This window comes from Actinacidiphila sp. bgisy160 (assembly GCF_057707815.1).
This window is the reverse complement of record NZ_JBYIQW010000013.1, coordinates 116467-138654: the sequence shown is the minus strand read 5'-3', so window position 1 is coordinate 138654 and position 22188 is coordinate 116467. Positions and strand designations below refer to the sequence as shown.

The 22188-nt window shown below is 73.7% G+C and carries 12 protein-coding genes and 3 pseudogenes; 5 read left to right on the top strand and 10 right to left on the bottom strand.

Annotation, left to right across the window (positions count from 1 at the left end; translation table 11 throughout):
• Positions 1-265 precede the first annotated feature (265 nt).
• Positions 266-1756, top strand: coding sequence for an FGGY-family carbohydrate kinase (locus tag AC3EUJ_RS14160; RefSeq protein WP_431961529.1), 1491 nt, complete (start codon positions 266-268; stop codon positions 1754-1756).
• 283 nt (positions 1757-2039) lie between these two features.
• Here AC3EUJ_RS14160 and AC3EUJ_RS14155 read toward each other — a convergent pair whose 3' ends face one another.
• Positions 2040-2510, bottom strand: coding sequence for a peptidoglycan-binding domain-containing protein (locus AC3EUJ_RS14155; protein WP_431961527.1), 471 nt, complete (start codon positions 2508-2510; stop codon positions 2040-2042).
• Positions 2511-2692: 182 nt separating this feature from the next.
• Between AC3EUJ_RS14155 and AC3EUJ_RS14150 the strand changes: the two genes are divergently transcribed.
• On the top strand, positions 2693-3661 hold the full coding sequence (locus AC3EUJ_RS14150; protein WP_431961526.1) for an ArsR/SmtB family transcription factor: 969 nt from the start codon (positions 2693-2695) through the stop codon (positions 3659-3661).
• 152 nt (positions 3662-3813) lie between these two features.
• On the opposite strand, the gene AC3EUJ_RS14145 is transcribed toward AC3EUJ_RS14150, so the two are convergent.
• Both AC3EUJ_RS14145 and AC3EUJ_RS14140 read right to left on the bottom strand, forming a co-directional pair.
• A complete protein-coding gene (locus tag AC3EUJ_RS14145) occupies positions 3814-4407 on the bottom strand; it encodes a malonic semialdehyde reductase (RefSeq protein WP_431961550.1) in 594 nt (197 codons plus the stop codon).
• 612 nt (positions 4408-5019) lie between these two features.
• Complete coding sequence (locus tag AC3EUJ_RS14140) at positions 5020-7845, bottom strand: helix-turn-helix transcriptional regulator (protein WP_431961525.1); 2826 nt, start codon at positions 7843-7845, stop codon at positions 5020-5022.
• A 157-nt stretch (positions 7846-8002) separates the two neighbouring features.
• Here AC3EUJ_RS14140 and AC3EUJ_RS14135 point away from each other — a divergent pair, with 157 nt between their 5' ends.
• On the top strand, positions 8003-9517 hold the full coding sequence (locus tag AC3EUJ_RS14135) for a 4-hydroxyphenylacetate 3-hydroxylase family protein (protein WP_431961524.1): 1515 nt from the start codon (positions 8003-8005) through the stop codon (positions 9515-9517).
• Here the strand turns inward: AC3EUJ_RS14135 and AC3EUJ_RS14130 are convergent.
• The 6 genes and pseudogenes from AC3EUJ_RS14130 to AC3EUJ_RS14105 all read right to left on the bottom strand — a co-directional run.
• A complete protein-coding gene (locus tag AC3EUJ_RS14130; RefSeq protein WP_431961522.1) occupies positions 9490-11718 on the bottom strand; it encodes a winged helix-turn-helix domain-containing protein in 2229 nt (742 codons plus the stop codon). The two genes, AC3EUJ_RS14135 and AC3EUJ_RS14130, sit on opposite strands and share 28 nt — an antisense overlap.
• A gap of 119 nt (positions 11719-11837) precedes the next feature.
• Positions 11838-12317, bottom strand: a complete 480-nt coding sequence (locus AC3EUJ_RS14125) for a flavin reductase family protein (protein WP_431961521.1) — start codon at positions 12315-12317, stop codon at positions 11838-11840.
• A 106-nt stretch (positions 12318-12423) separates the two neighbouring features.
• Entirely contained in the window at positions 12424-15351 is a 2928-nt protein-coding gene (locus AC3EUJ_RS14120; protein ID WP_431961520.1) for an AfsR/SARP family transcriptional regulator, read from the bottom strand.
• Positions 15332-16219: a dioxygenase family protein gene (locus AC3EUJ_RS14115; RefSeq protein ID WP_431961519.1), complete on the bottom strand. Its 888-nt coding sequence runs from the start codon at positions 16217-16219 to the stop codon at positions 15332-15334. The genes AC3EUJ_RS14120 and AC3EUJ_RS14115 overlap by 20 nt, the downstream gene beginning before the upstream one ends.
• Complete coding sequence (locus AC3EUJ_RS14110; RefSeq protein ID WP_431961518.1) at positions 16212-17318, bottom strand: maleylacetate reductase; 1107 nt, start codon at positions 17316-17318, stop codon at positions 16212-16214. Before AC3EUJ_RS14110 ends, AC3EUJ_RS14115 begins: the two co-directional genes overlap by 8 nt.
• A gap of 380 nt (positions 17319-17698) precedes the next feature.
• A pseudogene (locus AC3EUJ_RS14105) lies at positions 17699-17836 on the bottom strand (AraC family transcriptional regulator); the annotation flags it as partial.
• Between the two features lie 15 nt (positions 17837-17851).
• Here AC3EUJ_RS14105 and AC3EUJ_RS14100 point away from each other — a divergent pair.
• Both AC3EUJ_RS14100 and AC3EUJ_RS14095 read left to right on the top strand, forming a co-directional pair.
• Positions 17852-18115 (top strand): annotated as a pseudogene (locus tag AC3EUJ_RS14100) (putative quinol monooxygenase); the annotation flags it as partial.
• Positions 18114-18626 (top strand): annotated as a pseudogene (locus tag AC3EUJ_RS14095) (alpha/beta hydrolase fold domain-containing protein); the annotation flags it as partial. The pseudogenes AC3EUJ_RS14100 and AC3EUJ_RS14095, both read left to right, overlap by 2 nt.
• An 81-nt stretch (positions 18627-18707) precedes the next feature.
• On the opposite strand, the gene AC3EUJ_RS14090 reads toward AC3EUJ_RS14095, so the two are convergent.
• On the bottom strand, positions 18708-22142 hold the full coding sequence (locus AC3EUJ_RS14090; RefSeq protein ID WP_431961517.1) for a phosphocholine-specific phospholipase C: 3435 nt from the start codon (positions 22140-22142) through the stop codon (positions 18708-18710).
• Between the last annotated feature and the right edge of the window lie 46 nt (positions 22143-22188).

Below are 22188 nucleotides of genomic sequence, written 5' to 3'. Positions count from 1 at the left end.
GCCTGCCTCGGTCTCCGTGATGTGCTCGGTGGCCCAGCCCGAGAACAAGGGCGGGCGGAACGGGGCTCGGCCTTATGGGGGTCAGCGCGTACTCGACTCGCGGTGGCACCTCGGTGCACGGCCGCGCGGGACACCGGGCCGTCGCGTTCCGGCCATCTTCCGCCCTGACGAGGGCGGTGTGAAGCCCTGGGGAGCAGGGGGCACGACGCCACCCCCCGTGCCGCTTGTCCGGCGTCACGGCACACCCGTGTGGTGACATGCGGACATGGCATTCCTCGGTGTCGACATCGGCACATCCAGCAGCAAGGGCGTCCTCGTCGACGACTCCGGCACGGTGATCGCGACCGCGGTGCGCACCCACACCGTCTCCCGTCCGGGACCGGGACACGTGGAGATGGACCCCGAGGTGTGGTGGCAGGAGTTCCGCGGCATCACCCGCGACCTGCTGTCCGGGCGCCCGCCCGTGGAGGCGGTCGGCGTCAGCGGCATGGGCCCCTGCGTCGCACTGGCCGACGCCGCGAACCGGCCGCTGCGCCCCGCCATGCTCTACGGTGTGGACACGCGGGCAGCCGCGCAGATCGCCCGCCTCGACGCCGAACTCGGCCGCCGGTCCGTCCTCGACCGGTGCGGCAGCGTGCTGTCGACGCAGGCGGTGGGCCCGAAGGTGGCCTGGGTGGCCGAGCACGAACCGGAGGTGTTCGCTGCCGCACGGCGGCTGTTCATGCCGGCCTCCTTCCTCGCCCACCGGCTCACCGGCGCCTACGTGCTCGATCACCACTCGGCCAGCCAGTCCGTCCCCTTCTACGACACCCGCGCGCAGGACTGGTACCGGCCCTGGGCCGAGGCGGTCTGGCCGCACGCGGACCTCCCCGAGCTGCGCTGGCCCGGTGACCAGGCCGGCACGGTGACGGCCGAGGCGGCAGCGGCGACCGGCCTCCGGCAGGGAACGCCCGTCCTCACCGGAACGATCGACGCCTGGGCCGAGGCCGTCAGCGTCGACGCGACACGACCTGGCGACCTGATGCTCATGTACGGCACCACGATGTTCCTCATCGCCACCGTCACCGGGCAGGTGCGCGTGCCCGAGCTGTGGAGCACCGTCGGCGCCCACCCCGGCACGCGCTCTCTCGCCGGTGGCATGGCCACCTCCGGCGCGGTCACCGAGTGGCTGCGCGGCCTCTTCGGCTCACCCGACCGCGCGGACCTCCTGGCGGAGGCGGCGGAAAGCGGCGTCGGCGCACGCGGTCTCGCGATGCTCCCGTACTTCGCCGGCGAACGCACACCGATCGCCGACCCCGACGCCCGCGGGCTGATCGCCGGCCTGACCGTCGAGCACACCCGCGGCGATTTGTACCGGGCCGCACTGGAGGCGACGGCCCACGGTGTACGCCACAACATCGAGGCCATGCGCCGCGCGGGCGCCGGCATCGAGCGGGTCGTCGGGGTCGGCGGGGGCACACAGGGCAGGCTGTGGACGCAGATCGTCTCCGACGTCACCGGGCTGCCCCAGGACATTCCGACCGTCACCGTCGGCGCAGCCTACGGGGCCGCCCGGCTCGCCGCCGGACTGGCAGGTGAGGTGGCGACCGGGACGTGGAACCCGGTGCGCGAACAGCGCGTACCGGACCCGGTCTCGGGGGCCGCCTACGACAGGCTGCACAGCCTGTACAGGGAGCTGTATCCGGCGACCCGGGACACGGTCCACGCCCTCGCACGGCTCCAGCGCGAAGCGGGCGGAATCGGGGGCGCCGGATGACGGCGGCGACGCGCTCGGGGTCCGGGTACTCGCGGCGGCGGAGCAGGCACCGGCCTGCGCCGGCCCCCGCCGCCTCGGCCTCAGCCGGCACAGTGACGTTCGCCGCCCGGTGCGACTTCCCGCTCGCCTTGGATGGCCGGGCCGCGGGGGCCGCGCGGTGCGCAGCATGCGAAGAGGCTGATCGCGCACCGCGCGACCGCACGTCGCGAGCGGGCTGCCGCCGGCACACCCCGGCGGCAGCCCGTGTGCTCCCGGCACCGCCGGCGCGTGCGGGTGGCGGGGTTCAGCAGAACGCGCTCTGAGCGTTGGCGAACGTCTTGAACGCGGCCTGCGTTCCTGACCCGGCCACCCCGTCGATGGCGCCGGTGTAGCCGTAGTGGGCCTTCAACAGCCGCTGCAGAGCGGTCACGGTACCGCTGCCCACGATCCCGTCGATGGCACCGGTGTAGCCGTAGGCGGCCTTGAGGTAGCGCTGGAACGCCTTCCAGCTTTCGGTGCCCAGCTGTCCGTCGAGTGCTCCGGTGTAACCGTAGTTGCCGTACTTCAGCCAGCACTGCACGTACCTGCCCTGTGTGGTGCTCAGGCCCAGGTTGACCACCGCGAGCGGGGTCACGGTGCCGTAGGAGGCGACTGCTGCCGAGGCCGCCGGAGCGGGGGCGGCGCTGCTGGTCGTGGCACCGGCGAGTCCGCCGGCCGCCATCCCGACGACAGCGGTGATACCGACGAGCGCCCTGGTCAGAACGTTGGAACGCATGGGTTCCCCTTCGCGTTGGGTGCGATGCGGTGGGCGTGGGTCCAGGGCGCGATGTCGCGGCCCTGATTGCGGCCGCCGGCATGTCGCCGGGCAGCCGGGAATGAGTCTCTTGTGCTACGGATCAAGCCGCGATGCCTTTCAGGACTCGCCAAAAGGCTCCGGCGAGGTCAGGATCGGTCGGCATGATGCGCTTGGAGTTCACGCCGGCCGACCTGCGCAACATCACGCTCACTGCCCCCGCGGCACTGGAGGAGACCGTCCTCAGCGTGCGCTTGCTGCGGACCGGGCCCACCGGTGGGCTGGGGACGCGCCCGGGGCGTGACCGGTGGTATCAGCGGCACCGCGCCACGGCGGCCGCACGGGCCGGAATCCTTCGTGACCTGGTACCTCGTCAAGGATTCCTGCCCGACTTCTTCATGACGCTGTCGGAAGATCTCGACACCGGCGTCGCAGTGGTCGCGCGGACGCCCGTTGACCGGCTGGCCGCTGACATCGCCCAGCTGCCCATGCCCGTACCTGCCCACGGCCGGCTGGAAGAGCTGGCCGAGGGCACAGCGCAGGCACGACGGGACTTGGCGAGGGACGTGCGGCGCTACTTCGGCTCCGGCCTGGCCGACTGGTGGCCGCAGGTCCAGGCGCAAGCAGCCGCCGACCGGGCACTACGGTCGGAGACACTGCTGCGCGGCGGCGTCGACGGCCTGCTGGCCACACTCGGCACCCGCTGGCGGTGGGAACCCCCGTACCTCCACGTCCCCTGGCCGGGCGGCAAGGGGGTCGAGGTCCCCCTGTGCGGGCGGGGCCTGGTCCTCGTGCCCTCCTACTTCGGGGGCCCGGCGCTGATGTACCGGCCCGAGGACGTCACCGTCCTGGTCTACCCCATGCACGCCGGGGAGTCGGCCGCCGTCAGCACGGACGTGCTCGGCCCCCTGCTCGGACGAACGCGGGCCGCGGTGCTGGCCGCCGTCCGTCATCCCGCCAACACCACCACGGTTGCCGAGCGTGCGGCCGTTTCCCTGCCGTCCGCGAGTCAGCACACGTCAGTCCTGCGCAACGCCGGCCTGATCACCACCACGCGCACCGGGCCGGCCGTACTGCACGCCCTCAGCCCACTCGGCGAAGCCCTCCTGCGCAACGACGCCGCCGCACGCTAGGTCCGGTCGCAGAACGTGGGCGCGGCCCGGATGTCGCCGTCCCGGCACACAGGCGCCGGGCACTGCCGGTCGGGGTTCGCCGACCCTGACGTGGTGAGGTGCCCCCGGGACCAGGACCGGGGGCCTGAGGGCAGCCTCTTGGTCGTACGGCGTCAGACGGTGGAGACGACCTCGTCGTAGGCCAGTCGCGGGTTGCGCGCGAACCACGCGTCCGGACCCGGGTTGCCGATGTTGACGACGGCGAGGACGCTGTGGTCGCCCTCGGGGAAGAACTCCTTGTTGATCGCTTCGGCGTCGAAGCCGGTCATCGGGCCGGCGGCGAGGCCGGCGGCACGGACGCCGATGATGAAGTAGCCCACCTGTAGTGCGGCGTTGAGGGCAGCCGACCGCTCGCGGACCGTGCGGTCGGCGAAGAAGACGTCCTTGGCCTGCGGGAAGTGCGGGAAGACGGTCGGCAGTTGCTCGTGGAACTCGTTGTCGGCGGCGAGCAGGGCGACCAGCGGCGCGGTCTCGGTCTTCTTCTTGTTGCCCTCGGCCAGGTGCCGGACCAGGCGCGCCCGGGCGTCGTCGGAGCGGACCAGGACCATCCGCAGCGGCTGCTGGTTCATGGAGGTCGGGCCGTACTTGACCAGGTCGTAGATGTCCTGGACCTGCTCGTCGGTGACCGGGGTGTCGGTGAAGGTGTTGGCGGTGCGTGCCTCGCGGAAGAGCAGGTTCTGTGCGGCGGGGTCGAGTACGAGCGTCATGGCGGTTCCTCGGGTCGGTGCGGTCGGTGCGGTCGGTGCGGTCCGTACGGTCGGTACGGGTGACGGGAGTGAGGCGCTGCCGGTCCCGGCCCACCGGAACTGGGCGCCCACGCCGAGCAGGTACACGCCGGTGGCGGTGGCCCCCACCAGCCCCCACAGCAGGTGGCCCGACAGGACCTGCGCCAGCAGTGCGCTGAGCACGGCGCCGAGGGCGACCGTGGGCAGGTGCAGAGCGGCCCAGACGGGGCCGGCCGGGGGTGCCGTGCGGGCCAGTGGCCGGCCGGGGCCGCCGTGGGCGGCGGCCCCGACCGCCACGTAGGTGAGCGTGGCGCCGGTGAGCAGCGCCAGCGCCTGTGTGGCGGACGGTGTGTCCCGTGCGGACGTGGTGACCGCGGTGGCCGTCCACAGGGCCAGGGTGTAGCCGTGAGGTGCCGCGCCGGCCGCCACGACGGCCTGGAGAGAGCCGCGGTATCCGTGTGCGGTCGTCATGGTCACTCACTCCCGGAACTGAGCGGAGCGGCCACCGGACCGGTGGCCTGCCCGTCATCAGCATCGGGAGCGGTGGCAGGGGCGGACATCGCCCATTCAAGGGATCTCGGGCCGCCCGCGTCGTCAGGCCCGGCCGGTGCCGGTGCGGGTCCGTTCCATCACCAACCGGGTGAGTTCCACACGGGTGTTGATGCCGAGCTTGGTGAAGACGTGCTTCAGATGGGTGTTGACGGTGTGGACGGACACGTAGAGGCGGTCCGCGATGGCCCGGTTGGTGAGTCCCTCCGCGACGAGCGGGACCACCTTCAGCTCGGACTCCGTCAGGCTCTCCCAGCCGGAGGTGGCGGCCGCGCGGCGGGGCATGCCGGAGGCGCGCACCCCGAGATCCCGCAGGAGACGCCGGACACGTTCGTGGTCGTGCACGGCCCCGCTCGCGGCGGTGAGGCGCGCTGCCTCCTCCAGCGCCTCGACCGCCTCATCGCCACGACCTCGCGTCGCGGCCAGGACCGCGCCCAGGTCCTCGTAGGCCGCGGCCAGCGCCGGAAGACGGCCCCCGAGACGATGCCCGGCGACGGCCGCCCGCAGTGCCGCCGGGTCGTCGTGGAGGAGTCCTTCGATGTGGTCCCGTACGGCCAGGACGACGCTCTGGCCCGCGTTCTCCTCGGCCACGGCTCGTACGACCGCGGCCACCGCCTCGGCCGTCGCCGGGTCCCCGCCGCGCAGTGCCGTGCGGGCCAGCGCCGGCCAGTGGCCGGGGGGCAGCGACAGCAGCCAGGCCGTACGGTCCCCGGCGTGGAAGGCGCCGAGTGCCTCGGCCGCCGCCGCGGCGTGGCCCTGGGCCTGCCGGACGCGGGCGTGGGCGAGCGCCGTCCACGGACCGTAGGGCGTGCCGCCGGGTGTGGACGCCGCCGCGGCCCGCAGATGGGCCGCGGCCTGGGTGACGTCGCCGTGGGCGGTGCCGACCAGGGCCAGGACGGCGCGGGCGAGGGGCACCGCGCGGGCCGTCTCCAGCTCGGCGGCGACGGTGAGGCAGGCTTCGGCCTCCACGGCCGCGTCGTCCAGGGCGCCGCCTTCCAGCAGGGCGATGGCCCGGCAGGCGTGCCAGTGGGGAAGCGACCACCCCAGGCCCAGGGATTCGGCGGCGCGCCGGCCCTCGCGCAGGACCCGCGCGGTGTCCTCCAGCCGGTCGGTGGACATCAGGACGATGGCGAGCCACAGCGCCGGGATGCGGGGCGGCCGCAGCCGCAGGCCGTCGGCTGTCGTGGCGGCGCGCCGTGTGGCGTCCTCGGCGAGTTCGAGGGCACGGGTCAGCCGGCCGCGGTAGAAGGCGGTCTGCGACTGGAAGACCACGGCGCTGACGACGACGGCCGGATCGGCGCTGCGGTACGCCGCCTCGACCAGCCCGGTGTCGGTCTCCTCGGCCGCCGCGATCTCGCGGCGGTGGATGTGGGCGGTCGCCTTGGCCTTGAGCAGGCGGACGCGCAGGTCCTCGGGCAGGCCGGGCAGCCGCAGGCCCTGCCGAAGGTGGGTCATCGCGGCCGCGTCGTCGCCCGCCGCCTGGTGGATCTCGCCGCCGACCAGCCGGAGCGCCGCCTCCTGGGCGGGTGCCGGCCCGTCGGAGATCGTCGCGTCGACCAGTTCGAGCGCCTCGTTGACCCGCCGGGTCCAGCCGAGGAGTTCGGCGGCGTGGGTCAGCAAATCCACGCGCCGCGGGTCATGGGCGGGCAGCAGGTCCGCGGCCTGGCGCGCGAGGTCGGCGGCGGATCCGGGGACGGTCCGGGACAACTCCCGGACCGCGGTGGTCAGCGTGTGCACGGAGGCGTCGTCGATGGTTCCGCCGGCGAGGACGAGGTGCCAGGCGATCTCCGCCCGGTCCCCGCCGCCGTCGCGCAGCGCGTCGGCCGCCTCCCGGTGCAGGGCCACGCGCACCGGCAGCGGGAGGTCGTCGTGGACGGCCTGCCGGATGAGGTCGTGCCGGAAGGCGAATCGGCGGTCCGCGCTGACCAGCAGCTGCGCGCCCAGGACGCTGTCCACCGCGGACAGCAGCCCTCCGGCCGGCTTGCCGAGCATTTTGGCGACGGTGCCGAGGTCGAACGTGCGGCCCAGTACCGAGCCGATCCGCAGCAGATGCCGTGCGTCCTCGGGGAGCCGGTCCAGCCGCTCCCGGACGCTGCGCCGGAATCCGGCGGGAATCTCCTCGGTCAGGGCAGTCGCGGTGCCGCCGTGGATCCCGACCGCGTCGGCGTCGCGCAGCGAGTGCAGGAGTTCGATCGCCAGGAAGGGGTTGCCCGCGCTGCCGTCCAGCAGCCGGGACAGGGCGGGCGTGGGCGTCGCCCCGAGGACGTCCGCCGCCAGCTGCCGCAGAGCCGTGGGCGGGAGCGGCCCGAGGGCCAGTGTCCGGGCTCCCCGGTCGCGCAGCGTCCGGCTCATCCGGGTGACGTCGGCGCGTTCGGCGCCCGAGCGTACGGCGATCACCCACAGGACCCGGGACGCGGCCAGCCGGCCGGGCAGCGTCCGCAGGGCGAACAAGGTGGCCGGGTCCGCCCATTGGGCGTCGTCGACGAGCACCGCCACCGGGGCGCGCTGCGAGCGCTCCTCCAGGGCGTCGGTGATGCCGTCCAGCAGCCACAGCCGCCGGTCGCCCGCGACGTCGGGGGCCCGGCCGGCGCCGGCGGCGGGGCCGTGCACCGCGGAGTACAGCGCGGCCAGCGGGGCGTACTGGTCGAGCTCGTCGGCCCGTACCCACAGGACGTCGAAGCCGGCCGCGCCCGCCAGCTCGGCCAGGTGGCTCAGCAGTCCGCTCTTGCCGGTACCGGACGCGCCCTCCACGAGCACGCACGTGCCCTCACCGCGGAGTACCCCGTCCAGGGCCGCGCGCAGGGCGGCGATCTCGTCGTCGCGGCCCCTCAGGTGGGGGGAGTGCGTCGTCCCGGAGACCGCATCGTGCATGCCGCAATCGTGCCGCACGGACCCGGCCCCCTCAATGTTGGGGAGCCTGTGACCGGCGGTTTCACCCGGGGTGATGTGCCGCGGAGGGGCTCGCTCTCACCCTGTTGGGGCGCAGGCTGCCTCCGTCCAGACCGCGTGTCCCGGAAAGGAGCACGACGTGCGTACAGGCAAGGAATACCTGGCGGCGCTCGACGACGGCCGGAAGCTGTGGGTGGGCGACGAGCTCGTCGACAATGTCGCCACGCACCCGAAGACCAGGGCGTACGCCCGGCGGATCGCCGAGTTCTACGACCTGCACCACCGCCCGGACCTTCAGGACGTCATGACGTTCGTGGACGAGGACGGCGTCCGGCGGTCCATGACGTGGTTCCGGCACCGCAGCAAGGACGACCTCAAGCGCAAGCGGCGCTACATCGAGACCGTGCTGCGTGAGCTGGGCGGCGGCGCCACCCCGCGCACCCCCGACGTCAACAACTACGTCCTGCTGACGTACGTCGACGACCCGGAGCCGTGGAGCAGCCAGGCCGTGGGCACCGGAGGCCGGGACCTCACCGAGGGCATCCGCGACTTCTGGGAACTGGTGCGGGACGGCGACCTCAACACGACGCCGGCTTTCGTGGACCCGCAGACCGACCGATCCCGGGAGTCCGCCCAGGCGGAGTCACCCGCGCTGCGGATCGTGGACACCTCGGACGAGGGCATCACCGTGCGGGGAGTGAAGGCCATCGGCACGGGCGCGGCCTTCGGCGACTGGATCCACATCGGGGTGTTCTACCGCCCGGGCATCCAGCCGGAGCAGGTCATCTTCGGCGCGGTGCCGCCCAACGCGCCCGGCGTCACCATCATCTGCCGGGAGAGCAACGTCCGCGACGGCGAGGACGTCGAGCACCCGCTCGCCTCGCAGGGCGACGAGCTGGACAGCGTCATCCTCTTCGAGGACGTGCTGATCCCCTGGGACCGGGTGTTCCACATCGGCAACCCCCAGCACGCCGCGCTGTACCCGCAGCGCGTCTTCGACTGGCTGCACTACCAGGCGCTGGTGCGGCAGATGGTGCGCGCCGAGCTGATGCTCGGTCTGGCCCTGCTGATCACCGAGCACATCGGCACCTACCAGCTGCCGCCGGTGCAGGCGCGCATCTCGCAGTTCGCCGGGTTCCACCAGACCCTGAAGGCGCATGTGCTCGCCTGCGAGGACGAGGGTTTCACCACCCCGGGCGGCCTGTACAAGCCGAACGTCCTGATGTTCGACTACGGCCGGGCGTACTACCTGGAGAACATCGCCCGCATGGTCAACGAGGTGATCGACCTGGCCGGCCGGGCGTCCCTGATCTTCCCCACCGAGGGGCAATGGCAGCGTCCGGAGCTGCGGCCGTGGCTGGAGGCACTGCAGACCGGCCCGGTGGGCAGGCCGCACGACCGGCTGAAGATCAGCCGGGTGATCCGCGATCTGTTCCTGTCCGACTGGGGCGACCGCATCAGCACCTTCGAGAACTTCAACGGCACGCCGCTGCTGGCGATCCGCACGCTCACCATGAAGCGCGCCGAGCTGTCCCCGAGCGGGCCGATCGCCGACCTCGCCCGGAAGGTGTGCGGTATCGACAGCGCCGCCGAGGAGCAGGACACCGCGTACACGGCGCAGGCGGACTACGCCCGCCGGCAGGACGCCTCGTAGCCGGTGCCGGGCCCGGGCTGCAGCACACCGCACTCCCGGGCCCGGGCCACCGCGCCGCTGCGGCTGTGCGTGCCGAGCTTTCGGAAGACCGCACTGACCTGTGTCTTCACCGTGTTGCGGGACACGTGCAGCTCGGCGGCGATCTCCCGCAGCGTCAGCGGACCGCACAACGCGCGCAGGATCCGGCGCTCCCCGGGGGACAGATCCTCCGCCCGCGGCAGCGGGGCGGCCGGCGCGGGCCGGGCCGTGCGCAGGCGCTCCAGCAGACCGCCGAGTACCTCCGGAACGGCACCGCCTGACCCGGGGGCGGGCAGGGGTACGGTGCCGCGAAGGCCGCGCGGCAGACCTGACGCGATGACACCGGCCAGGGCCCGCAGGTGCGGCTCGCCGCCGTGGACGGTTCCCGCGAGTGCCGTCGTCGCGCCGGCCAGAGCCTCGGCGGCCTCGGCGCGGTCGCGGTCCTCCAACAGCAGCCCCGCCCGGCACAGAAGGGCGGGTGCGGCGACGAAGTGACCGGTCAGACCCTCGCCTCGGGCCGTGTCCAGCGCCTGTTCCACCAGGGTGCGCGCCCGTTCCGGGTTGCCGGCCAGATACGCGCACAGCGCCCGCGAGCCCAGGGCGCGGACCAGCACCAGCGTGTGCCGCGCGCCGTGCGCGTCGCGGACCGCCTCGGCCAGGCGGGCGTCCGCCTCCGCCATGTGCCCCTGCCACAGCAGTGCGGTGCCCTGGGCGACACAGGCCAGCGCCCGCCACGCGGTGAGCGCGGAAGGACCGCCCGCGTCCTCACCGTAGAGCAGGACCGGGTTTTCCCCGCGCAGACAGCGGACGAGGGCATCGGCCACGGCCGCGGCCTGCGGCACCGTGCCTCCTTCCCCCACGGAGCCCGGCTCGAACGGCCGGGCTCGCGCCACGTCGAGCCAGCGCTCCGCGGCCTCGGGGTCGCCCTCGCACAGCGCGGTCATCGCCGCCACGACACACAGCCGTGCGTCGGTACGGACCGCGCGGGCGGGCAGCATGCCGAGCCACCCTGCGACGTCCGCGGTCCGGCCCGCGGCGAGCGCCTCCTCCCAGGCCCGCAGGACGGTCGTGACCGCGTCAACGGAGTCGCCGGCCCGCACGAAGTGCCGTACGGCGGGAGTCGTCCGGTGCTGCTCGCGGTACCAGAGCGCGGCCGCGCGGTGCAGCGCCGCGGCCCCGCCGGGCTGCTCCGCGGCCAGGACCCCGGCCAGCACGGAACGCAGCGCCCGGTGGTGCCGGTACGCCCCCTGACCAGTGCGGGAGGGCACGAGCAGCTGAACGGTCCGCGCGAGTTCCCGCAGCAGCACTCCGGCGTGGTCGCTGCCCGTGACGGCGTGGCAGGACCCCGGGCTCAGCTCGTCCAGGACGCTGGTCCGCAGCAGGAAGGCGCGCTGCTCGGTGGTGAGCCGGTCCAGGACCTCGGTGCCCAGATAATCGGCGAGGGCGCGGGCCCCGTCGCCGACAGGCGCTCCGCCCTCGGAGGCGGCGCGCGTGCGCGCCAGGATGCACAGGCCCGCCGCCCATCCCTCGGTCAGCTCGTACAGCTCGCGCAGCGTCCGCTCGCCCACCGGGCCGCCGGACCGGCTCGCCAGCAGGGCGGCCGCCTCCCCGGGAGTGAAGCGCAACGCGTCCGCACCGAGGTCGGCGGCAAGCCCCCGGGCGCGCAGCGCCGGTACCGGTGCCCCAGGGAGATGACGGGTGGCCAGGACGGCCCTCATGCCGTCGGGCAGCGCGCTCAGCAGGTCCCCCAGGCAGCGCAGGGCCGCGTGGTCGGTGAGCCCGTCCACCCCGTCCAGCACCAGGGTGAGCGGCGATCCGTCGGCCAGCGCCGCCAGGATGCGGGGCAGCAGGTCCTCGACCCAGACCTCCAGCGTCCACGCCCCTGAGGGCGGGGGAGTGGGCAGCCCGGGCCGGAACGGGCGCAGTGCCGTGAGGATCCCGGCCCACAGCCGCGCCGGGGTGTTGTCGTACGCGTCCAGCTCCAGCCACGCCACCCGGCTGTCCCGGGCCCGGAGGGCGCGGACCCATTCGGCGAGCAGCACGCTCTTCCCGGCGCCCGGCGGCGCCGCGACGACGACCACGGGTTCCGCCGCGGCGTCCAGGAGGCTCAGCAGCCGCGGCCGCGGCACGAACTGCCGTGGCCGCGCGGGCGGGTGGAGCTTGTACGCGGGGATGGTGTGCACGGAGCCTCCCACCGGGGCCGGACGGTTCGGGGTCCCCCGGTGCCCGGCGAGCACGTCACGGCACCGGGCACCGGGGGGACTTGAGGAGGTCGCGGTGGTACGCGACCGCTCGGCGGGACCTAGCTCATGACGCCGAATCCGCCGGCGAAGTAGAGCAGCGGACGGGCCTGCGTCTTGTGCTCGAAGTGCCGGACGTCACCGACGAAGATGGTGTGGTCGCCGCCCGGCAGGGCCTGGGAGACGTCGCAGACCATCGCGGCGATCGCGTCCTTGAGCACCGGCACTCCGTGGTCCTCGTCGACGGCCACGCCGGCGAAGCGGTCCGGCACCGGGGCGGAGAAGGTGCGGGCCAGGTGTTCGCAGTCCTCGCCCAGGACGTTCACGGCGAAGCGCCCGTGCTCGGCGATCGCGGTGCGGGTGAACAGATGGTTTCCGATGCACACGATCAGCTGCAGCGGGTCCAGGGACAGCGCGGAGACCGCACTGGCCGTCATGCCCACGGGGGCGCTTGCGGTCCGGGTGGTGATGACGCTGACCGCCGTGGCCAGGCGTCCCATCGTGGCGCGGAAGGCGACGGTCATGTCGAGGGTGTCAGTCATGGGAGACCTCCGATGAGGAGTGAGCCGAGCCCTGGTGGACGTGGTGAACTGTGCGCCGCCACCTGTTAATGCCGGGGAAACCGCACCGTGGCCGGGGGTTCACGCCTCATCGGCGCAGCCGCTCGACCAGGCGTCTCATCTCCTCCGACGGGCGCACGCCGAGATCGGCCATGGCCCGCAGGTAACCCCGGTACAGGTCGAGGAGTTCGTCGTCGTCGCCGGCGGCCTCCGCGCCGGCCAGCGCCAGCCGCCAGGCCTGCTCACGGTACGGATCACGGGCCAGCGCCGCCCCCGCCAGCTCACGGGTCTCGCGGATCCGGCCCAGGCGCAGGGCGACGGCGCCGGCGTCGACCTGTGCCTGGGTGAGGGCCGCCGCCAGCTCCTCGCGCCGGGCGTCCAGCCACGGGGTGGAGACGCCCTCGAAGTACGGGCCGGCCCCCGCGGTCCGCAGTGCCCGCAGCAGGGTGTGGAGCCGGTGTTCGCCGTCCTGCCTGCCGGCCTCGGCCAGCAGGCGCCGGAAGCCACCCGAGGAGCCCGCCGCGGACGCCTCGGGCGTCAGGCGGTAGACGTCACCCTCCTGCACGAGCGCCATCCCTTCGGGAAGCACCTCCCGCAGCCGGTACACCGCCTGCCGCAGGTAACTGCGCCCCGCGGCGTCGCTCCGGCCGGGGAACAAGCAGTTCAGCAGCGTCGCCCGCCGCGCGGTCGCGGCGGGCCTGGTCAGCAGGAACGCCAGCAGTTCGGTGCTCTTGGCCAGACGCGGATGGACCTCCCGCCCGTCCGCGGACAGCCGGACCACCCCGAACTCCTCGAGCACCAGCCGTGGTGCCGCCGGGGCGCCGAGCGCCCGGCCCGAGGACAGCGCCGCCACCAGTTCGTGCCACGCCGAGGAGTGCGACGGCTCGGCGTCCGCCCTGCGCACGGCGACCGCAGGCACGTCGTCCAGCGCCTGCAGCAGCAGATGGCGGCCGCCCTGGGCCGCGGCGACCTCCAGGGCCAGGTCGGCCGCGGCGTCGGCGGCCTCCGCGTCGCCGGCACGCCACATCGCCTCGCTCAGGTAGACGGCGGCGGTGGGCAGTTCGAGCAGCCGGTCGCCCGCGGTCATGGCGCCGACCGTGTCGGTCAGTTCGCGGGCGGCTTCCAGGTCCCGCCCCGCCAGGAGGAGTTGAAGCCCGTACCAGGTGCCGGCCAGTTCCCTCGTGAAGGCATAGCGGGAGCTGCCGCGGCGGGCCGCCGCGGCCAGCGCCCGGGCGGCCCGCGTCAGGTCGCGGTCGAGCCGCAGGGCCAGCTTCGCCTCCAGCAGGAGGCTGAGGATCTCGTACACGCGTGAGCCGGTCGCGGCGATGGCCGGACGTCCGGCCTCCAGCGACGTCCAGGCCTCCTCGCGCCGTCCGAGGTCGGCCATCAGCTCCACGCCGTCGATGGCCGTCAGCCACACCGGCCGGGGCCCGTCGCCGAGCGAGGCGTACATGTCGCCGGCCTGGGAGATGCGTCCTGTAGCGCGCAGCGCCGCGACCGTCCAGGGGGTGCCGGTGGCACGGTGCCAGGCGCCGTACGGAGCGGGATCGCCCTGCAGTCCGGCGAGCCGGCCGCCCGTGTAGGCGATGCGCATCAGCATGACCTCGACCGGGCCCGTGGCGTCGGCCCGCAGCTCCGGGAGCGGGGTGAGGGAGCCGCCGTCCGCGAGGGACATGAGGGCCGCGGCGATGTCGCGGTGACGGCCGGGGGGCATGACGCGCAGCATCCGCCGGGCCTCGTCGGTCCTGCCCGCGTGCCAGAAGCACCACACCAGCAGCGCCAGGTCCTCGGTGCCGCCGGGCTGTTCGGGCAGCCGGCCCCACCAGGACGGTCCGTGGTGGTCGGCCAGCCGCAGCCCGCGCCAGCACTGTTCGCGGCCGAACGCGACGCGCAGCGCGGCGGAGGCGAGCCCCGGGGCGGGCGGTCCGGGGACCGGTCGCATCCGGTCGAGCCAGCTCTCCGCCGTGGCCAGGTCCAGCCGGTCCAGGATGCCGGGCAGGACCTGTTCGGCGCCGCGCCGGGCCGCCGCCGACTCTCCGGCCATCAGCAGCTCCGTCACGGCTTCCTCGTGACGGCCCGCCGACTCGAGCAACGCGGCGTGCCGGCGCCTCAACTCGCGCCGGGCGCCCTCCTCCATGGCGTCGGCGCGCCTGCGCAGGTAGTGGCGGAACCGCGGCAGCACACGCACACGCGTGCCGTCATGGGACCAGGTCAGCGGCAGCCGGCGGTGGCGCAGTGAGGCCATCACCCGGTCCGGGCCGGACAACCCGAGCGCGTTCGCGGACTCGGCGGTCACCTCGTCCAGCACGCTGGTGGCGACGAGCAGTGCCACCTCGTCCTCGGTGAGCTGCCGCAGCAGGCCGGCGGAGATGAGGTCGAGCCTGCCGGCCGGGGCCGTGGGATCCGTCGCCCACCAGTCGTGCAGGACACCGGTGACCCAGCCCCCGGTGGCCCGCACCCGGAACCGCGCCTGGCCGTCGAGTCCGGCGGGGCGCAGGGCGCGGGCGGCCTCGGGGACGTCGAAGGCGAGGTCGGTGTCGTCGAGGAACGCGACGCGATGGACGTCGCCGAGACCGCCGAAGCCCTGTGGCGGCTCCGCTCGGCTGACGAGCACCAGTCGCAGCCCCGGGGGCGGTTGCGCGACGAGCGCGGTGAGCGCGTCCTTCGCGGTCGCGCGGCCCGCGATGTGCTCCAGCCCGTCGACCACGAGAACGGGTGGCCCCGCGCCCGCGGCGCACACCGCCACCGCCTCCGCCACCCGGTCGCGAAGCGCTTCCCCCGCGCCGTCCCCGGCGGGGAGGCCACCCAGGGGGATCCAGGCGGCCGGGCCCGGCAGAGCCCGTGCCGCCTGGAGGACCGCGGTGGTCTTGCCCGCGCCGGCGGAGGCCGCGACGAGCAGCACCGGATGACCGGCCAGCGCCTGCAGGATGCGGCGGGTCACCCGCGGCCGCGGGACGACGTGCGCCGGCAGGTCCGGCAGTGCCGGGAGCCGCCCGTCAGGAAGGCCGCGGGTCATGAGCCGACCGTCCCGGCTCGAGCACGAAGGTGTGACGGAGCAGCGTGTACGGCTCGTCGGTCCGCGTGCCGTACGGGCCGGTGCCGGCCGGGTGGCTCGCGTACTCCGCCACCAGCGACTGCTTGACGCCGAAGACCGGGTCCTGGTCGAGGTACAGGTCGTCGGAGGGGAACAGCATCGTGGTCACGCGCTGGAAGCCCTCGGCTGCGATCACGACGTGCAGATGCGCGGGCCGCATGACGGACCGGCCGGTGGCCCGCATCAGCTCGCCCACGGGCCCGTCGTCCGGGATGGGGTAGCTCGACGGGCGGATCGAGCGGAAACGGAAGCGGCCCTCGCCGTCGGTGCGCAGCAGGGCCCGCATGGCCGGGTCGGACAGGCCGGGGACGTCCACGTCGTAGTGGCCGTCCGCGTCGCTGTGCCAGACGTCGATCCCGGCGTCCGCGACCGGCGTGCCGTGGTCGTCGGTGACCAGTCCCTCGAAGAACAAGGGCGTGCCGGGCAGTCCGCCGGATATGTCGGCGCCGTCGGCCGCCTGCGGACGGTCGTCGCGGAAGAAGGGGCCGAGGACGCTGTTCTGCGTCGAACCCGCCGTGCGCCGGTTGCCGAGCGCGTCGACCAGCATCGTGATCCCCAGCACGTCGGAGAGCAGGATGAACTCCTGCCGGGTGGGGGTGCACATCTGTCCCGTGCGGGTGAGGAAGTCGATGCCGCGCGCCCACTCCTCCTCCGTGAGGCCGGTCTCGCGGACGAAGTCGTGCGCGTGGCGGACCAGGGCCTGGAGGATCTCGGCGAGGCGGGCGTCCTTCGCGTCGCGGACGGCGGCGACGACCGCCTCTGTGATGCTGCTGTCGGTGAGGTCACGCATGACGGGCTCCCATCGGGTCGGAGGAAGGGCCGAGGACGGCCCGGGCCGGCGGTTCCCCGGCCCAGGCGCGCCGCAGGAGGTCGTGAACGGCGTCCCGGTGCACCGGCCGCGGGTTCCAGTAGCCGTCGCTGACGATCAGGTCGGCGGCCTTCCCGATGCCGGACTCGGGCATGCCGAGGTCGCGCAGTGCCCGGGGTGCGCCGACACCGCCCGCGAAGTCGAAGACCGCGGCGGCGGGGTCGGGACCGGGCAGCGCCCGGCCGATCCGGGCCATGGCCGCCGCGGCCGCCGGAGCGTTGTAGGCGATGACATGGGGCAGCACGACGGCGTGCGTCTGCGCGTGCGGCAGGTCGAAGGAGCCGCCCAGGACATGGCACACCTTGTGGTGCAGGGCCATGCCCACGGTGCCCAGGCAGGTCCCCGCCAGCCAGGCCCCGTACAGTGCGGTGGCGCGCGCTTCGGTGTCGGCGGGATCCCGCAGGATCGCCGGCAGCGCCTCGGCCAGGGCGTCCAGGGCCTCACCGGCGGCGAGGAAGGCCAGCGGGTCGCCGTCCTGCGCGTAGAGCGCCTCCGCGGCGTGGGCCATGGCGTTGAGGCCACTGACCGCGGCGACGTGCGGCGGCAGGGTCAAGGTGAGGTCGACGTCGTACACGACCGTGTCCAGCAGGATCTCGGGCAGCCGCCGGGTGGTCTTCACCCCGCCCTGGGTCTCGCCGAGGATCGGCGTCATCTCCGAGCCCGCGTAGGTGGTGGGAAGCGCGAGGTGCGGCAGCCCGGTCCGCAGTGCGAGGGCCTTGCCGAGCCCGATGGTCGAGCCGCCGCCGACGGAGACCAGGCAGTCCGCGTCGGCGGCCCGGACCGCGGTGAGCGCCTTCTCGGTGACCGCCACGGGTGTGTGGGCCGCCGCCTGGTCGAAGACGCCGGCGGTCAGCGGGCCGAGGAGTTCGCCCACCTCGCGGGCCTGGCCGGTCTGTCCGGGGGTGCACAGCACGAGGGCCCGGCCGCGTTCCAGCGCCCGGACCTCGTCGGCGAGCCTCGCGCGCGTTCCGGTGCCGAAGACCACTTTCGTGATCTGTCCCCTGTGCACGAACGACTTCATGATTGCCCCTCGCATATCCTTTACCGGAAATGGAGTCTCATCGGCGGCGCGGTGATGCGTCAATGAATGTTCCGAGCGATTGTGCGCGGGTCGAGTCGATTACCGCATTCATGCGACGAACGGCTGGGCTCCGGCATCCGGGGAGCGGGGCGAACATCACCCATACTGGTGATGCGCGCGCCGCGAGGGCCGTCAGCGGGCGTCCTGGGACAGTGGACCGGGCGAGCGCCGCGTGGGGCACCGGAAAGCGCCGGCTCGCGGGAACGGCAATTGCGTTGTGCGGCGCAATTCGACAATACGGCACTTCGCGGGCAGGCCTGGGTGAGCCGCTTTTCCGGCGGTCGGGGCGTCGTGGGCCTCCGCCCTGGTCGGGGCGCGTACGGGGTGCGCGCGGCGTCCCGCATGCGGGCCGCGTCCCGGCTCGGGGGAGCGCCGAACTGGCGGCGGTACTCACGGCTGAACTGCGAGGGGTTGTCGTAGCCGACACGTTGCCCGACTCCGGTGACGTCGCCCGGGTGACCGCCAGGCCAGGAATGGGAGACCGGCTGGTCGCGATCCCGCTGACCGGCCTGAACGAGGGCAGCCCCGGCGCGAGCGAACACTGCGTCGTCTACCTCGTCTCCCGTTCCGCGTCGGCCCCTGACGTCGTCCACGTCACCGAGGGGTGGACCAGCGAGGAGGACCACCACCGGATCTTCGCCGGCGCGGCGGCCCAGGCCATCGTGGCGCGGATCGACCGACCGCTCGCCGCGGAGCCCGCTTACACCGACTACGTCCCGGTCCGGGGCAAGGCCGCCCGGCCGGATCGTCGTCGCCGGTGCCAGCGCGGGCGGCGGACTGGCCGCCGGGGTCGCCCTGCTGGCCCGCGACCTCGGCACCCCGGCGATCGCCGCGCGGATACTGATCTGCCCCATGCTCGACCACCGCAACAACAGTGAGTCCAGCCGCCAGTTCTCCGGCGGGCCCGCCGTGTGGTCGCGCGAGATGAACGAGTTCGGCTGGCGCGCCGTCCTGGGCGACCTCACCGGCGACGAGGTGGCCCTGCACGTCTCGCCCGCGCTGGCCGACGACCTGTCGGGCCTGCCGGCCACCTACATCGACACCGGCTCCGCCGAGGTCTTCCGTGACGAGGACACCGACTACGCCACCCGCATCCGGGCGGCCGGCGGCCAGGCCGAACTCCACGTATGGGCAGGCGGCTTCCACGGCTTCGACGCCCTCTACCCGCAGGCGCGCATCTCGGCCACGGCCCGCCGGACCCGTACCGACTGGCTCGCCCGGCTCCTGTCCCCGAACGGCACCGCATAACGCCCCGAGGTCCCGGCTGACGGGCGAGGCGACGGGCTGATGCCCGCCGCCTCGCCAAGGAGCCGGCCGGCCTACGGCCGGTCAGGCGTCGGCGATCGGCCCGGTGCCCAGGCGGACGTTGTCGATCGCCCAGAACCAGTTGTTGCCCGCGTTGAATATCCGGAAGCTGACCTTCGCCGACGTCGCCCCCGCGGGGATGGGGCAGGACAGGAGGACGAGCCGGTTCTCCTGGTCCTGACCCAGGTTGGTGTTCCCGGACGTCGCGCTGCTGTAGTGAAGCAGCCGGACCGGGTCGCCGGTGTCGAACGCGACCGTGACCTCGGCCTCCTGCGGGCTCTCCTGCCGGTAGTGGGAGTCGAAGCCCAGGTGGAGGGTGGACGTGCCCGAGGGGATGGTCACGGCGGGGGTGGTGAGCGTCGAGTCGAACCGGCCCCGGCCGGACGGGCTGCCGGTGTCGTCCCAGTCGTCGGGGTCGGCCACGGCCACCACGCCGAGGGCCCGGCTGAAGTCGGGACGGTCCTGCCCGGCGGGGAACCAGAACTGCTTGGACAAAAAGCTCCAGCCCTGCAGCTCCCGCGTACCCAGGGGCATGGTCGGCGCGTTGGTGACCGTCCAGCCGTCGGGGGCGGTCCGGGTCCAGCCCAGCAGGCCGGGCCGGCTGAGATCGGCCGCAGCGACGAGCGCGGGGGCGACGGACTCGAAGTCCTCCGCGAGCAGATAGCCGCTCATGGCGGGCCCCGTCCTGGCGGGCAGGGACGCGGAAGCCTCCGTCTCGCCGCCGTTCAGCTTCGCCGTCACGGTCACCTTGAGACTGCCGGAGACACGCGCGGCGGAGGCGGGCGCGACGACGTCCCAGGCCATCGACGCCGACGAGCGGGCCGGAACCGACGCCGGGGCGCCGCCCTTGACGGTGGCGGTCCAGCCCTCGGGGAGTGCGGGCGTGGCCGCCAGTCCGGTGAGCGGCGCGACGCCGGCGTTGATGACGGTGGCCGTCACGGTGACCGGCCCGCCCGGCGTGAGCACGGTCCCGTCGGTACCCGGAGAACTCGCCGGACCGGTGAGCGCGACGCTCATGGCCGGGGCGACCTTGGCCAGGACACGGGCGTCGGCGATCCTGAGCAGCCCGTCGTCGGCGTGCGCGGCGACGACCAGCCGCCCGGCGGCGGCGTCCCCGGTGGGCGTGACCGTGAAGCGCACGTCGGCCGAGTCGCCGGCCCGCAGTGCGGTCGGTGCGCCTGCGGTCCGCCGGACCGTCCAGCCGGCCGGGGCGAGCAGGGCGACGGAGAGGGCGTCGAGCCGCCGGCCGCCCTGGTTCCGCACGGTGACCACGACATCGGTCGGGTTGCCCTGCGCGAACGGCGTGTCCAGGGACGGCAGCGCCGCCGGCAGGCTGATCGCCGCCGCCAGGGCGGGGGCCGTGCCGGTCTCCGGGTCGGTGATGCCGGGCTTGCCGTCGGCCAGGCGGCCGGTCATGCGGCGCAGGAAGGACGGATCGTCCCGGTCCACGACCACCACGTCGTACCAGCCGTGGTCCGCGAGGTCGAGGTGCACCGTGTGGGACTTGCCGGGCTTGACCGTGACGGTCTCCACGCGGTCGCCGTGCGAGCGGGAGTACACCGACTCACCGACGAGGAACGTACGGGTGTGGGGGGAGGGGTTGGAGCACACCACCGTCACCCGGCCGGGTGCGGGATGCTCGACGAGGTACGCCTCGCCGCCCACACCGGCGCCGCGCAGCTCCCACACCGACCATCCGGGTGCGTGGACCTGCAGGTCGTAGCCGTCGGCGCCGAACTCCACCGTCCCGGTCGCGCTCTCGCCGGCGGCCACGGTCCAGGCGCTTGGAGCGGTGCCGTCGCCGGGGTAGGCCGTGAACGTGGCACCGGCGCCGCCCTCGTTGCCGAGCCGCAGCCGCACGGCGGCGCCGGCCACCTCCGCACGCAGGGAGAGCCGGTACGGGGAGCGGCGCGTCCGGCGGGTTCCGGACTCCTGGTCCGGGAGCGACTGCTCCTTGGGCGGTACGGGGTTCCACCGGCCGACCGGGGCCGGCACCTGGCCGGGCTGCTCCACCTCGGGCTGCCGGTGGGCGCGGTCGAAGTCGAAGGCCGAGGTCAGGTCACCGAACACGGTGCGTCGCCAGGCGCTGATGTTGGGCTCGTGGACACCGGTCCACTTCTCCAGGAACCGGATGACCGAGGTGTGGTCGAACGCCTCCGAGCTGACGAAACCGCCCACCGTCCAGGGCGACACGACCGTCATCGGCACGCGCGGGCCGGGACCGACCGGGCTTCCCTTGTACCAGTCCTCGCTGTTGCCGGAGTCCGGCTTCGGCGCGACCGGAGCGGGCACGTGGTCGAAGTAGCCGTCGTTCTCGTCGAAGTTGACGAACAGCACCGTCTTGGACCAGGTCTTCGGGTCGCCGGCGATGGCGTCGAGGAGGTCGTAGACGAGATTGGCGCTGCCGACCGGGGTGGAGCTGCCGGGGTGCTCGGACAGCGCCGCCGTCGGAACGATCCAACTGACCTGCGGCAGCGTGCCCTTCTTGATGTCCGAGGTGAGCCGCTGGACGAGGGTGTCCGGCTCGGAGCGGAAGGCGCCCCGCAGGAACAGCTGCCGCTCGGCCTTGGTCAGCGCGTCGACGCCCTGCTGGAACTGCGCCAGCGCGGCCTTGCGCTGGTCCGCGGTCTTGTCCCACAGGCCGTCGTAGAACTGTTCGGTGGTGGAGTACTGCCCGCTGACCTCGGCCAGGACCTTCCGGCCGATCTCCTTCCAGGGCCGGAAGTACTCCACCGCGTTGTCGGTGAAGTTGTCCCACTCCTGGTAGATCTGCCAGGAGACGCCGGCGGCTTCCAGGCGCTCGGGGTACGTCGTCCAGTCGTAGCCGGCGTGCTTGTAGTCGTACGCGGCGTTGGTGAGGGCCCGGTCGGCGCCGTCCGGCTCGTAACCGGTCGTGCCGGTCCACAGATAGTTGCGGTTGGGGTTGGTCGAACCGTAGACGGAGCAGAAGTAGGAGTCGCAGATGGTGAAGCGGTCGGCCAGTTCGTACTGCAGCGGGATGTCGTGCCGGTCGTAGAAGGCCATGGTGCTCTGGCTCTTCGCGGCGATCCAGTTGTCCCACCAGCCGTTCCCCCGGGCCTGGTTGGCGTCGGAGAATCCGTGCGCGAGCGAACCCAGGTACTGGATGTCGCTCTCGGGACGGTTCGCGTCGACCGCCGCCCGCCGGGCCGAGAACGGCAGCACGTCGCCACCGCCGGGCCGGGGCTGTTCGAAGACGCTCGCCCCGCTGGGCAGACGCAGCCGGGTACGGTCGCCGAAGCCGCGCACGCCCTTGAGCGTTCCGAAGTAGTTGTCGAAGGAACGATTCTCCTGCATCAGGATGATCACGTGCTCGATCGCGCCCATCCCGCCGCGCGGCATGGGCGCGGCCATCGCCTGGTGCAGCGACGGGGGAAGGAAGGAGAGGGCGGTTCCACCGGCGAGGGCGCCGAGAACCTTACGGCGGGAAACGTCAGACATGCCCGGAGGCTAGGTCGCCTCCGCCGCGCGGCGTAACCCTACGTGA